The organism is Streptomyces sp. NPDC002680 (assembly GCF_042889145.1).
Lineage (GTDB): Bacteria > Actinomycetota > Actinomycetes > Streptomycetales > Streptomycetaceae > Streptomyces > Streptomyces adonidis.
Genome location: NZ_JBIAQP010000018.1, coordinates 138,441 through 152,092 on the forward strand (window position 1 = coordinate 138,441; position 13,652 = coordinate 152,092).

The 13,652-nt window shown below is 70.2% G+C and carries 12 protein-coding genes; 2 read left to right on the forward strand and 10 right to left on the reverse strand.

The window, feature by feature from the left end:
• The first annotated feature begins 36 nt into the window (after positions 1-36).
• Positions 37-1,734 (forward strand): amidohydrolase, encoded by a 1,698-nt coding sequence (locus ACFYXF_RS38285; protein WP_389356588.1) that lies wholly within the window; start codon positions 37-39, stop codon positions 1,732-1,734.
• 124 nt (positions 1,735-1,858) lie between these two features.
• On the opposite strand, the gene ACFYXF_RS38290 is transcribed toward ACFYXF_RS38285, so the two are convergent.
• The 10 genes from ACFYXF_RS38290 to ACFYXF_RS38335 form a co-directional block, all read right to left on the reverse strand.
• Complete coding sequence (locus tag ACFYXF_RS38290) at positions 1,859-2,575, reverse strand: gamma-glutamyl-gamma-aminobutyrate hydrolase family protein (protein ID WP_389356589.1); 717 nt, start codon at positions 2,573-2,575, stop codon at positions 1,859-1,861.
• Positions 2,572-4,062 (reverse strand): aldehyde dehydrogenase, encoded by a 1,491-nt coding sequence (locus ACFYXF_RS38295; RefSeq protein ID WP_389356590.1) that lies wholly within the window; start codon positions 4,060-4,062, stop codon positions 2,572-2,574. The genes ACFYXF_RS38290 and ACFYXF_RS38295 overlap by 4 nt, the downstream gene beginning before the upstream one ends.
• A gap of 94 nt (positions 4,063-4,156) precedes the next feature.
• The gene (locus tag ACFYXF_RS38300) at positions 4,157-5,617 is read right to left on the reverse strand and encodes an APC family permease (protein WP_389356591.1); all 1,461 of its coding nucleotides are present in this window, start codon (positions 5,615-5,617) and stop codon (positions 4,157-4,159) included.
• Between the two features lie 174 nt (positions 5,618-5,791).
• The gene (locus ACFYXF_RS38305) at positions 5,792-6,400 is read right to left on the reverse strand and encodes a TetR/AcrR family transcriptional regulator (RefSeq protein WP_389356592.1); all 609 of its coding nucleotides are present in this window, start codon (positions 6,398-6,400) and stop codon (positions 5,792-5,794) included.
• Between the two features lie 26 nt (positions 6,401-6,426).
• Complete coding sequence (locus ACFYXF_RS38310; RefSeq protein ID WP_389356593.1) at positions 6,427-7,272, reverse strand: fumarylacetoacetate hydrolase family protein; 846 nt, start codon at positions 7,270-7,272, stop codon at positions 6,427-6,429.
• Between the two features lies 1 nt (position 7,273).
• The gene (locus tag ACFYXF_RS38315; RefSeq protein WP_389356594.1) at positions 7,274-8,185 is read right to left on the reverse strand and encodes a 3,4-dihydroxyphenylacetate 2,3-dioxygenase; all 912 of its coding nucleotides are present in this window, start codon (positions 8,183-8,185) and stop codon (positions 7,274-7,276) included.
• Positions 8,178-9,644: an aldehyde dehydrogenase gene (locus tag ACFYXF_RS38320; protein WP_389356595.1), complete on the reverse strand. Its 1,467-nt coding sequence runs from the start codon at positions 9,642-9,644 to the stop codon at positions 8,178-8,180. The genes ACFYXF_RS38315 and ACFYXF_RS38320 overlap by 8 nt, the downstream gene beginning before the upstream one ends.
• 122 nt (positions 9,645-9,766) lie before the next feature.
• Positions 9,767-10,579, reverse strand: coding sequence for an acetoacetate decarboxylase family protein (locus ACFYXF_RS38325; RefSeq protein WP_389356596.1), 813 nt, complete (start codon positions 10,577-10,579; stop codon positions 9,767-9,769).
• The gene (locus ACFYXF_RS38330) at positions 10,576-11,811 is read right to left on the reverse strand and encodes an NAD(P)/FAD-dependent oxidoreductase (RefSeq protein WP_389356597.1); all 1,236 of its coding nucleotides are present in this window, start codon (positions 11,809-11,811) and stop codon (positions 10,576-10,578) included. Before ACFYXF_RS38330 ends, ACFYXF_RS38325 begins: the two co-directional genes overlap by 4 nt.
• Position 11,812: 1 nt before the next feature.
• Complete coding sequence (locus ACFYXF_RS38335) at positions 11,813-12,001, reverse strand: ferredoxin (RefSeq protein ID WP_055535835.1); 189 nt, start codon at positions 11,999-12,001, stop codon at positions 11,813-11,815.
• A 260-nt stretch (positions 12,002-12,261) separates the two neighbouring features.
• Between ACFYXF_RS38335 and ACFYXF_RS38340 the strand changes: the two genes are divergently transcribed.
• Positions 12,262-13,632, forward strand: a complete 1,371-nt coding sequence (locus ACFYXF_RS38340) for a glutamine synthetase family protein (protein WP_389356598.1) — start codon at positions 12,262-12,264, stop codon at positions 13,630-13,632.
• Positions 13,633-13,652 lie beyond the last annotated feature (20 nt).

The following is a 13,652-nucleotide window of genomic DNA, read 5'->3' on the forward strand; positions in this document are numbered from 1 at the left end:
CCTCAACACTGTGAACCCTGCGAAAGAGGTCCTCGCGTGAGCGACAACGCTCCCACCCTGATCCTGACCGGCGGTCAGGTCCTCACCGTCGACGGTGACTTCTCCGTGGCGGAAGGGGTCGCCGTGCGTGGCCGGGACATCGTCGCCGTCGGGAGCGACGCCGAGGTGCGCGCCCTCGCCGGCCCGGGCACCCGCGTGGTCGAGTTGCGCGGCCGTACGGTCCTGCCCGGCATCAACGACTCTCATCTGCACGGTGCCGCGTACGGGATGACGAAGCCGCCCTTCGCCATCGACGTCGGTCATCCGGCGGTCGGGTCGATCGCCGACATCGTCGGTGTCGTGGAGAAGGCGGTACGCGAGGCGCGGGCCGGTGAGTGGGTGGTCGGGCTGGGCTGGGACCCCGGGTATCTGGCGGAGTGTCTGGACGATCCGCGGCGGCTTCCGCATCGCCGGGACCTGGACGCGGTCGCGCCGGACCACCCGGTCTGGCTGACCGACTTCTCCTCGCACATGGTGTGGGTCAACAGTGCGGCGCTGCGTGCGTGCGGGATCGACGCGGAGAGTGTGGCGCCCGGCGGTGGTGTCATCGACCTCGGGCCCGACGGGGAGCCCACCGGCATCCTGCGCGAGGCCGCCCAGGGGCTCGTGCAGGCCGGCCTCCCCTCCCCCACCGTCGCCGAACGGCGCCTGGCCATCCAGGGGGTGGTGCGTGAGCTGCACTCGCGCGGGATCACCAGTTACACCGAGCCCGGTCTAGGGCCTGGCGGTGCGGGGACTTTCTTCGGCGGGCTGAGCACCGACAACTGGACGGCGTACGCCGAACTGGCCGCCGAGGGTGAACTGGACGCCCGCATCAGCGTGTTGCTGTTCCCCGCGCCCATGGGCGGCTCCGCCGACGACGTACGCAAGGGGCTCGCGGAACTGCGCCGCCCCGAGTCGGCCGACCCCCGGCTCCTCAACGCCATCGGCGTCAAGATCTTCGCCGACGGAGTGCCGCCGAACCGTACCGCCTGGATGAACGACCCGTATCCCGAGGGCGGTCACGGTGCGCTGTGCGTGCACGGGGCCACGCCCGCGCTCCAGGTGGACGAGCTGCGCGAGATGATCCGGGTCGCGCACGAGGCCGGTTTCCAGCTCGGGGTGCACGTCACGGGCGACCGGGCGATCGACACCGTCGTCGATGCCTTCGTCGCCGCCGATGCCGTCGCGCCGCGCGCCGACGCCCGGCATTACGTCATCCACGGTGACTTCATCGGGCCGGAGAGCCTGGCGAAGCTGGCGGCGCACGGGTACGGGGTCAATATGAACCCCGCCATCAAGTGGACGATCTCCGACCTGATGGACCAGGTGGTGGGGCCCGTGCGGTCGGCGTACCAGTGGCCGGTGCGGTCGGCGGTCGAGGCCGGGGTGCGGGTGTGCGCCAGTTCCGACGCGCCGATCACCAGGCCGGACTGGCGTCAGGGGGTGGCCGCGATGCTGTTGCGTGAGTCGAAGGGGAGCGGGCGGGTCAGTGGGCCCGAGCAGTGTGTGACGCTTGCGGAGGCTCTGCGTGCTTATACGGCGACGCCGGCTTGGCAGGACTTCGCGGAGGGGTGGAAGGGGTCTGTCGAGGTGGGGAAGGTGGCGGATCTGTGCGTGGTGGATCGGGGGTTGCTGGGGCTTGATCCGCATGAGATCACTGAGGTTGAGGTGGACCTCACCGTGTTTGACGGGCGGGTGGTTTTCGAGCGCTGAGTGCTCCGCTCGCTGGGTGGTTCTTCGGCTGCGCGCCGGTGGGGGCTGGTCGCGCAGTTCCCCGCGCCCCTGAAGACGGCCGCTCGCCGCCTCTCCAAGGACTTGGCGCGGAGTCCCCGCGCCCCTAAAAACGGGCCCCGGCCTGCACCAGCGCGTTGAACAGGGACTGTTGGGACGGGTCCTCGTGGGCCGTGTCCTCGGGGTGCCACTGGACTGAGGTGAACCAGCCCTGGGCGTCCGGGAGTTCCAGGGCCTCGATGGTGCCGTCCGCTGCTGTGGCTGTCGGCACCAGGCCGGTGCCCGGGCGGTCGACTCGCTGGTGGTGGTAGCAGGACGCGTCCGTCTTCTCGGCGCCGACCACCCGGGCCAGCAGCGAGTCCTGACGGATCGTCACCGGATGGACGACGTGCCGGTGTTCGTGTTCCGGGCCGCCCATGTCCTGGTGCAGGGTGCCGCCCAGGGCGACGTTCACGACCTGTAGGCCGCGGCAGATCGCGAGGAGCGGGAGGCCCGACTCCAGTGCGCTGCGGGCCACTTGGAGGTCGAAGGTGTCCTGGAGGTCGTCGACGTCGTACACCGTGTCGTGGGTGTCGGGGGCGCCGTAGCGGTGCGGGGCGAGGTCGCCGCCGCCGGGGAGCAGGACGCCGTCGAAGCGGGCGAGGCGGGCGGCGACCTCGGCGTCGGTGCAGTCGGTGGGATGGATGCTCGCCGGTTCGCCGCCCGCTCGCCAGACCGCCTCGATCAGGGCGCGGGCGTTGACCTCGGCGGCGTAGCGCAGGGCGGACGTGGAGGCGGCGAAGCGCGCCGGGATCGCGATGAGCGGCCTTGCTCGCGTCGTCACAGCTGGATCCAGGTGGTCTTGAGTTCGGTGTACTTCTCCAGGGCGTGCGCGGACTTGTCGCGGCCGTTGCCGGACTGCTTCATGCCGCCGAAGGGGACGGTCAGGTCGCCCTCCTCGTAGCAGTTGACCCAGACCGTGCCGGCCTTCAGCGCCCGCGAGACCTGGTGGGCGGTGGTCAGGTTCGAGGTCCACAGGCCGGCGGCGAGGCCGTACTCGGTGGCGTTGGCCAGCCGTACCGCTTCGTCGACGTCGTCGAAGGTGAGGACGGACAGGACCGGGCCGAAGATCTCCTCACGGGCCAGGCGCGAGTCGGGGCCGACCTGATCGAAGACTGTCGGCTCCAGGTACGTGCCGCCGGTCCGTTCCAGGACTCGGGCCCCGCCGGTGCGCAGTCGGGCGCCCTCCTCCGTGCCCGTACCGATGTGGTCGAGTACGCGGGCGAGGTGAGCCTCCCCTACCAGCGCGCCCATCTCCGTGGCGGGGTCGAGCGGGTCGCCGACGCGCAGTTCGCGCGCCCGGCGGACGACGGCCTCGGTGACCTGTTCGGCGATGGAGGAGTGGACCAGGAGCCGGGAGGGGGCCGTGCACATCTCGCCCTGGTTGAAGAAGATGCCCCAGGCCGCGGTGGCGGCGACGTTGTCCAGGTCGGGGGCGTCGGGGAGGACTATGTTGGGCGACTTGCCTCCCAGCTCCAGCCAGACGCGCTTGAGGTTGGAGTCGGCGGAGTAGCGCAGGAAGTGGCGGCCGACGGCGGTGGAGCCGGTGAACGCCAGTACGTCGACGTCGGGGTGGAGTCCGAGCGCCTGTCCGGCCCCGGGTCCGTCCCCGGCGACGACGTTGAGGACGCCCGGTGGCAGCCCTGCCTCGGTGCCGAGTCGGCCGAGCGCCAGCGCGGACAGCGGGGAGTTCTCCGACGGCTTCAGGACGACCGTGCAGCCGGCGGCGAGGGCCGGGGCGACCTTCCAACTCGCCAGCGTCAGCGGGAAGTTCCAGGGGACGACCGCCCCGACGACACCGGCCGGTTCACGGGTGACGAGGGCGAGGGCGTCGGGGGCGGTGTGCGGGGACTCGTCGGTGAGTTTGTCCGCCAACTGCCCGTAGAAGCGGAAGGTGTTGATGGCGGCGCGCAGTTCGATGTCGTGCGCGTCCGTGATCGGCTTGCCCATCTCCAGGGTCACGGTGAGGGCGAGCAACTCACGTTGTTCTTCCAGGAGTTCGGCGAGCCGCAGCAGTACCCGGCCCCGTTCGGCGGGTGCCAGACGCGGCCACGGTCCGGTGTCGAAGGCGCGGCGGGCGGCGGCCACGGCCGAGTCCACCTCGGCGGGCCCGCCGTCGGCGACCTCGGTCAGTACCTGGCCGTCGCGCGGCGAGACGACGGCGAAGGTGGCGCCGCCGCCGGGTTCGTCCCGGCCGTCGATGTGGTGTGCGCCGTACACCACCGGCGCCTTGGCTCGGCGGAGCCACTCGTCGTGGGTGACAGACGACATGCGGGCCTCCAGAACAGACGGATACACGGGGAGAGGAAGGGGACGTACCTCCGGAGCGGCCGGTCGCCGCTCCGGAGGCGGGTGGACGGACGGGTCAGGCGTCGGCGGCCGGTACGCGCGGGCGGGTCAGCCGGGCGGTGACGAGCCCGGCGGCCATGACGGCCGGGACGGTCAGCTCCAGCCACAGGGCGGTGCCGCTGTCGCCGCCGATGAGGGTGGTGAAGTTGTCGAGGATCAGCCAGACGGCGCCCGCGACGGCGACCGTGGCGAGGGCGGGGGCGATCAGCGTGTTCCACAGGCGCGTGTCGAGGCGCTCGCGGCGGAAGAAGACGACCACGGACACCGAGGTCAGCAGGTACAGGAGCATCATGCCGAGGACGGCGACCCCGCTGAACCAGGAGAAGAGCGTCAGCACCGGGTCCTTGCCCGCGAGGGCGAACGGCACGACCAGGGCCACCGCGACGGTCGTCTGCACGCAGCCCGCCACCCAGGGCGAACGGCGGCTGTTGAGCGTACAGAGGCGGCCGGGCAGCAGTCCGTCGCGGCCCAGGGAGAACAGGTAGCGGTTGGCCGAGTTGTGGAAGGTGAGGAGGCCGGCGAAGAGGGAGGTGGCCAGGAGGATCGGCAGGACGTCGTTGACCCAGCTGCCGAACTCGGTGGCGATCGGGGCGAAGACGAACGCCGTCGAGTCGCCGCTCTCCAGCGCCTTGCCCGCCTCCGCGACGGCGTTCGAGGCACCGTGCGCGGAGACGAGCATCCAGGAGGTGAGGGCGAAGAAGCCGACGACCACGACGATCGCGAGGTAGGTGGCCCGCGGGACGGTCTTCTTCGGTTCGCGCGCCTCCTCGCCGTAGATCGCGGTGGCCTCGAAGCCGAACATGGAGGCGAGGGCGAACATCACGGCCACGCCCGGCGCGCCCTGGGTCACGGCGCCCAGGGAGAAGGTGTCCGAGATGCCCAGCCCCTCGGGCCCGCCGCCCTTGAAGAGGGTCACCAGGCTGAAGACCAGCAGGATGCTGAACTCGGCGAGGACGAAGACCGTCAGCAGCTTGGCGCCCATGTCGATGCCGGTGGCGCCGAGCAGCTGCACGACAGCCATGGTGGCCAGCGACCACACCCACCACGGCAGATCGAGCCCCGTGTGGGTGCTGACCAGGCCGTTGACGATGGCGCCGTACAGCCCGTACATGGCGGCCTGGATGGCGCAGTACGCGAAGAGGGCGACGCCCGCGCTGCCGGCCCCGGCGGTCCGCCCGAGGCCTTTGCCGATGTACGTGTAGAAGGCGCCCGCGTCGACGACGTGGCGGCCCATGGTGACGAAGCCGACGGCGAAGAGCAGGGTCACCACGCCGACCAGTACGTAGGCGCCGGCGGTGCCGGGGCCGTTGCCGATCGCGACGGAGATGGGGACCGACCCGGCGATGCCGGTGAGCGGCGCCTGGGCGGACAGGACGAGGAAGAGGATGCCCAGGACGCCGAGGGCGTTGGGCTTTAGCTTGCCTGCGGTGGATGCGTCCCGCGCGGTCTGTTCTGGGGAGACCGTCTGACTGTCCACTCGGATCACCTGCCAGGGGAAGAGGGGAAATCGTTTCAGGCCAAACGAGTTGCCTCATGGTGGGGTGGAACTATCCGTTTGGCAAGGGGTCCGGCGCGGTGATTCCGGCACCGACGGGTTTTCTTACGCGGCCGTAATCGACGGCCGAGACCGACGGTCGAGATCAGCGACCGCTCAGGCTTCGCCGTCGCGGTCGGCGGCCAGCAGCCGCAGGACGTTGCGCAGCTCGTCGAGCGCGTCCTCGATGATCTCGCGCTCGCCGAAGACGAGCTGGTGCAGGACGAGACCCTCAAGGGTGGCGAAGACCATGCGGGACAGGCCCTCGCTGACGGACCCGGGCAGCAGCTGGGACAGCTCGCGCCGGGTCGCCTCGAAGTACTCGTTGTCGTACAGGTCGCGCAGGTGCTGGAGCAGCTCGGGCCTGCGCCGGGACTCCAGCAGCAGTTCGTACTGGAAGGCCTGGAGGTCGGGGCCGCTCTCCACCATCTCCGTCAGCCCGACCGAGAAGTCGGCGACCCTGCCCGTACCGGTTTCGAGGTCGCTGCTGGACAGGGAGGAGCGGATGGCGTGGGTGAGGGCTTCCTCGATCAGCGCGTCGCGCGAGCCGAAGTGGTGCACGACGAGCCCGTGGGTGACCCCCGCCTCCTCGGCGACCGCCCGGTACGTGAGCTTGCGGAGCCCGCCGCGGGCCACCACGCGTACGGCGGCGTTCAGCAGGGCCTCGCGGCCGGCTCCGTAGGTCACGCGCTTGCGGGGGCGGCGCGGGGCGGCGGGCTCGGTCATGCTCGTGACCCTACCCGTGGCCATGGTCAACGCCGTGGCGCCCGGATGCCGCGGAACTCCCAGTCGCCGCCGAGCGCGGTGGACAGCACCTCCTCGGACTCGGTGGGCTGCGCGCCGACGTCACTGCGGATCGGGGTGGGCCCGGTGACGATGTGGTTCGTCAGCCGTCCGAGTCCCTCGACCTCGACCTCGACGACGTCGCCGGGCTGGACGGGCCGTGAGTTGGCGGGCGTACCGGAGAGGAGGACGTCGCCGGGGTGGAGGGTGATGGTGCGGGCGATGTCGGCGACGAGGTAGTGCATGTCCCACTCCATCTCGTCCGTCGAACCGTCCTGTACGACCTCGCCGTTGACGTACGTGCGCAGGTACTTGCCGTGGAAGTCCCAGTCGGTGACCAGGCCGGGGCCGAGCGGGCACAGCGTGTCGGAGCCCTTCACCCGGAGCATCGAGCCGGCGTCGGTGTCGCGGAAGTCGTGCAGGCCGTAGTCGTTGGCGACGGTGTAACCGGCGATGTACTCCCCCGCCTCGGCCTGCGAGATGTTCCGCGCGGTCTTCCCGATGACGATGGCGACCTCGCCCTCGTAGTTGAGCCACTTGCAGCCCTCGGGGCGGACGATCGCGCCCTGGTGGGAGTTGAGGGATGAGGTCGGCTTGTGGAAGTAGGTGGGTGTCGGGGTCAGTTGGATCCGGAACTCGTCCACGCGGCTGCGGTGGTTGAGGTGCACGGCGACGACCTTGGAGGGCACGACGGGAGGCAGGTGCTGCGCCTCCTCGATCTTGACGCGGCGGCCGTCCCCGGCGACGAGTTCGTCACCCTCGACAATGACCTGGACGGTGGCGCCGTCCAGAAGAATGCGGCGGTATTCGGGCATGTCAGGGCTCCTGTACGGGGGTTCGGGGGGCGGTCCAGCCGGCGGCGGGCCGGTCGAACCAGAGGTGGACCTGGCCGGTGCCGACGGAGTTCTCGTACTCGCCGTACTGACGGGCGGGTGCGGTGCAGGCCTGTTCGCCGAGGGCGCCGGCCATCATCAGGTAGTGGAAGAACTTCGCCTCGGGCTTGTGCTTCCAGAACTCCGGCATGGTGTCGAGGACTTGGTCGTGGCGCCCTTCCTTGAACCAGCCGATGCGCTCCTCGTCGGCCGCCCGGGCCTCCGGCGTGAAGATGTGGACCGGGTCGCTGGCCTCGTGGTCGCGGATCTGGCGCAGCGGCCAGAAGGTGTGCGAGAGGGCGCCGGAGGCGATGACGACGACACGGCGCCCCGGGGTGGCGGCGATGCCGTCGGCGAGGGCCCGCCCCAGCCGCAGATGGTCCTCCATGTCACCGGTCTGGCAGACCCCGATGGTCACCCACCGCTTGTCGGGCAGGCCCTCGCCGAGGAACTTCCACAGGTTGATCGTGGCGTAGTAGACCGGCAGGTAGTCGTCGCCGATCGGGGTGATCCAGGTGCCGTGCTTGTCGGCGAACTGGGCGATGTTCTGGGCGAGTTCGGGGTCGCCGGGATAGTCGTACGGCATCCGGCACATCCCGCGCGGCAGCTCCTCGGAGGTGAAGAGACCGGCCCGGCGCTGCTGTCCGGAGACGACGAACTCGACGGTGGTCGCCCAGTGCGAGTCGAGGACGACGACGGTGTCGTAGTCGTCGCGCTCGAAGACGTCCTTCCGGAGCTGGTGGAGCCCGGTGACGAGGGTGATCTCCTTTCCCTCGTTCAGCTCCAGCCGGTCGGCCTCGGGCAGCACGATGGTGGGCACGTGCGCGAGCAGACCCGCCCCGACGATCTCACCCATGGTTGTTCCATCCGTTCGGCGCGGTGACGGTGTTCTTCAGGTCGCAGTAGAAGTCGAAGCTCCAGGTACCGCCCTCACGGCCGACCCCGGAGAGGCGGGAGCCGCCGAAGGGCGCCTGGAGGTCGCGTACGAAGAAGCAGTTGACCCAGACCGTGCCCGCGACCAGCTGTGCGGTGACGCGTTCGGCACACTCGGGGTCGCCGGTGACGAGGGTGGCGGCGAGGCCGAACCGGGTGTCGTTGGCCAGCCGCACCGCTTCGTCCTCGTCGGCGAAGGTCTGGAGGGTGAGGACGGGCCCGAAGACCTCTTCCTGGACGATCTCCGAGTCCTGGGCGACATCGGTGAGGAGGGTGGGGGCGTAGTACTGCCCGTCCTCGTCCGTGCGGTGCCCGCCGATGACGGCCCGTGCCCCGGCGGCGAGGGCCCGCTGCACGAAGCCGTCGATCTTCTCCAGCTGGCGGGGATGGATGTTGGGGCCGAGGTCGGTGGCTTCGTCGCGTGGGTCGCCCTGCGTCAACCGCGTTGCTTTGTCGACGAATCGCTGAGTGAACTCCTCGATGACCGACTCCTCGACGAGGATGCGGGTCGCTGCCAGACAGACCTGCCCTGCGTTGTCGTACTGCTCCACGGCGAGGTCGACGGCCAGTTCCAGATCGGCGTCCGCGAACACCAACAGCGGTGATTTTCCGCCGAGTTCGAGACTGAGCGGGGTGAGGTTCGCGGCGGCGGAGGCGGCGATGTGCTTGGCGGTCGGCACGGACCCGGTGAAGCTGATCCGGCGTACGTCCGGGTGCGAGGTGAGCGCGTCGCCGATCTCGGAACCGTACCCCTGGACGACGTTGAGGACACCGGCGGGCAGCCCCGCCTCGGCGGCGATGTCGGCCAGCAGGGACGCGGTGAGCGGGGACCACTCGGCGGGCTTGAGGATCACGGCGTTGCCTGCGGCGAGCGCCGGGGCGACCTTCCAGGTGGCCAGCATCAGGGGCGCGTTCCAGGGCGTGATCAGCACGCTCGGGCCCGCCGGATCCCACGAGACGTGGTTGTTGTGTCCCCTGGTCTCGAAGTCCTCGTGGTCCAGCGTCAGCAACCAGTCCGCGAAGAAACGGAAGTTGTGCGCGACCCGCGGCATCACGCCCCGGCGATGCGAGCGGAGGAGGGCGCCGTTGTCGTTGGTCTCGACGATCGCCAGCTCTTCGATCCACTTCTCCACGCCATCGGCGATGGCGTGGAGAAGACGGGCACGTTCGGTGCGGGAGGTAGCCGCCCAGCCGGGAAAGGCTCCCTTGGCGGCGGCAACGGCAGCGTCGGCTTCGTCGGGCCCGCCGCGCGCGATCTCACCAAGGGCACGGCCGTCGATGGGTGAGTTGTCGGTGAAGGTGGCGGCGGACGCGAGGCGTTTCCCGCCGATCCAGTGCCGGGTGTCGACGGAAACACCGGCGACGACGATTTTGTCAGCCATGAGAGAGGGCTCCAATTGAACAGGGGGACAGGCCACTTACCTAGGGGCGCGGGGCTGTGCCATTTGCGGCTCCGCCGCGTGGGCGCGACCAGCCACGCACAACGCGCACGAACCCACCGACATCAAGAGGCACCCACCCCAGAGGTCCCCGACTCCAACAGCCGCCCGCCATCCCAGACCACGCCAACTTGGCGGTAATACGCGGCAATTGGCTCCCGAATCTCCAGCCGAGCCAATTCCTCCGTAGGCGCCGAGAACAACTCCAACTCCGCGTCCCCGACCCACGCCTGCCCACCCTCGAACGAAGCGGCCCCGCTCTCGATCAACTCATCGAGAGCCAACCCCTTGCCGCTCTCGATGGACGGCAGCCAGCGATGATGAGCCATGGGATGCCCGTTCACGAACCCGTTCGTGGAAGAAGGCTCCCGCAGAGTCACCACCGCCTGGGCCAACCGCCGGTCCGCGGCGGCCAAGGTCGCCCCGAACCGCGCCCCCGCCTCGATCCGAGGAGCCGGCCCATAAGGATGCGGCCGAGTCTGATGAATGGAGCCGAACTTCTTCGGATACCCCTGATGCAGCCCGCGAGCGATCGCGAAGTCCTTGTCGACCCAGATGTAGACGCACCGCGAGTACGTCTCACCCCGGTACTTGCACCGGACGACCGCGAACGCCTCCTTGTACTGTCCCCGCACGGGATCCAACAGCTCGTCCCCGGCCGACGAGCACGACTGCCAGTCGGCCCAGATCAAGGCAACCGCGCCCGGATCCTCGTCGGCCAACTCCAGCGGCTCGGGCAGCAGTTCACGCACCCGCGAGGGATCCGTGCGGTACTCGACGGTCAACAGGTCGCCCGAGTAACGCCAGGGCGGCGAGGGGATCAGCGACGAGGCACCGCTCGCCGTCTTGGGGTGGAAGAACCCACGGGGACTGGTCACTTGAAGGCTCCTTGGACAGTGAGGGCGGGCTGTTCGAGCAGTTCGGCGCGACAACGGGCGGCCTTCGAGGCAACGGCATGCCCGCCCAGGGCGACGACCCCGACGAGCCGGTCGTCGACGTGATAGCCGACGAGGACATCGCCCTCCGGGTCGCCGTCGAGAACCCGCACGTCGTCGAGCCCGAGGACAGGCGCCCCGAAGGACTGCAGCCGGAAGTCGTGCTGATCGCTCCAGAAGGTGGGCAACGGCGCGAAGGGCTCCAACTCCCCCTCCTCGCCCGCGAGATGGGCAACGAGAGACTTGGCAGCGTGCTTCGCCGTGTCCGTCGGGATCGACCAGTGCTCGACACGACGAGGTACGCCGTCGTAGCGGGCGTTGGGAAACCGGGCCACGTCGCCGACCGCGACGACCTCAGGGCGCCCACCCACCCTGAGCCATGCGTCGGTGAGCACACCGTCGCCGAGATCGACCCCGTTGCCGTCCAGCCACTCGACGTTGGCGACGGAACCGACCGACTCCACGACGGCGTCGGCGGGCAGGACCGTGCCGTCGCCGAGGACGACGCCGGTGACCCGGTCGGCGCCCTCGAATCCGGCGACCCCCGTGCCGAGCGCGAAGCGCACCCCGCGTTCCTCGTGCCGCCTCAGCAGCGCGCCGGCAAGGAGTTCGCCGAGGGGGCCGACCATCGGCAGGGGCAGCGGATCGACGACGGTGACCTCGGTGACGCCGAGTCCGACGGCCGTGGCGGCGACCTCGCAGCCGATGAATCCGGCGCCCACCACGACGACCCTGACGCCGGGCCGGGTCAGTTCGTCGCGCAGTCCCTGGGCGTCGGCGAGGGTGCGTACGGTGTGGCGGCCGGTCCGCGGGCCGGGGCAGCGCAGTCGCCGGGGGCGCATTCCGGTGGCGACGACCAGACCGTCGTACGAGAGGGTCGTGCCGTCGTCGAGGTCGACGACACGCTCCGCGAGACGGGCCGCGACGGCCTTCGTGCCGAGGCGCCACTCGACGTCCGCCGTCGATGCCTTCGGGGTGAAGGCGAGGGACTCGAACGGCGCCTTGCCGGCCAGTACCTCCTTGGACAGCGGAGGGCGGTTGTAGGGCATGTGCGGCTCGTCGCCGACGACCGTGACGGCCCCGGTCCAGCCGGCCGCGCGCAGCTGCTCGGCGGCGCGCAGCCCGGCCATGGAGGCGCCCACGACGACCACTCGGCGCGCTGGAGACACCCGCATGTCAGTCCTCGATCCGGATGGCCTGGAGCGGGCAGACGTCCGCGGCCTCCTCGACCTCGTCACGCAGTGCGTCGTCGGGGTCGGAGACGTACAGCAGATGACCGCCGTCGTCCATCGAGAAGACGTCGGGCGCCGCGAAGACGCACTGGCCGTGGTCCTGGCACTTGTTCATGTCGACGACGACCTTCATGGCCGGTCCTCCTGAACGGGAAATGAGGAAGAGGGGCCCGACCTGTGTCGGACCGGGCCCCGGCCAAAGGGGGCGGGGACCCTGCCGGGACCCACCCCCTGACTCGTTTGGCTTCAAACAAGATAGGAAGCGACCGGAGCCTGGTCAATAGCTATCCGGATGGATAAATTCTTTCCCTCGCCCTCTTGCGGGAAGGGTCGCCCCTTCATACCGTTTGGCCTCAAACAACCAACCCGGGATGTCCGCCCGAGGAGACAACGGTGAGCAAAATCGACCTTCCAGAAGTCAGTCGGCACATCGAGCGGCTCGCCGCCGAGGGGATCGACGTGGTCCGGGTGGTCTATCCCGACCTCATCGGCACCGACCGCGCCCGTGACGTCCTGCTCGACGAGCTGCCGCGTGCCTGCGAGCACGGGCTCGCCTTCTGCCGGGCCGTCTACCACACCAGTCCGCAGGGCGATGTGGTCCCGGTCAGCGGCGGCCTCGACGCGGGGCTGCCCGACATCTGTGTACGGCCGGACCTGTCGACCCTGGTCGCCCTGCCCTGGGAGCCCGGCGTCGCGGTCTGTCTCGGGGACGTCCTCGACCCGGCGACCGGCTCACCCGCGCCGGAGTCGCCCCGCGATCTGCTGCGCGCCGTCCTCGACCGGTGCGCCGAGCACGGGCTGCGACCCGTCGTCGGGCCCGAACTGGAGTACTACCTGTGCGATCCCGCGCCCGGGGACGCGAGTGGCTGGCAGCGGTACAACCGGGATCCGGGTGTCGTCTACACGGCCGGTCTGCGCGCCGACCCGGACAACCATCTGCTGCGCACCCTGCGCCACGTACGCGATCTGAACATCGGCGTGCTCAGCGGCAACCACGAGTTCGACGGCGGGCAGTTCGAGATCAACCTGCTGCACTCGGAGGCGATGTCGGCGGCCGACCGGGCCTTCCGTTTCAAGGCCGCGATCAAGGAACTGGCGCGCAAGGAAGGCCGGCTCGCCACCTTCATGGCGAAGCCCTTCAACGACGCCGGCGGCTCCGGCTTCCATCTCCATCTCTCCTGCGACTCCGATCCCGAGGGGGACGGCGGCGCGCGCAACCTCTTCGACGACCCCTCGGAGCCGTACGGGCTCTCCGCCACGGCACGGCACGCGGCTGCGGGTCTGCTCGACCACGCGCCCGCCCTCGCCGCGCTGCTCAACCCGACCGTGAACTCGTACAAACGCTTCGGGCCCGACACCCTCGCGCCCTGGCTGATCGACTGGGGGCTCGACAACCGCAGCGCCATGGTCCGGGTGCCGCCGGAGCGCGGTTCCGGGGCCCGGCTCGAACTGCGGCTCGGGGACGCCAGCGCCAATCCGTATCTCGCGATCGCCGGTGCCGTGGCCGCCGCGCTGCTCGGTGTGCTGGCCGGGGAGGAGCCGGCGGCGCCGCTGGAGGGCTACGGCTACGACACCGACAGGTCGGACGTGCTGCCGATGAGTCTGCCGGCCGCCCTGGACGCCCTGGAGGCGGACACCGCGCTGACCGAGGTGCTCGGCAAGGACTTCGTCGCCTCCTTCCTCGCCTACAAGCGCAACGAGGTCGACCGCTTCCAACGGCACGTCACCGACTGGGAGTTCACCGAGTACGCGTACCACCTCTGAGCGCCGATCCAGCTGCCGCT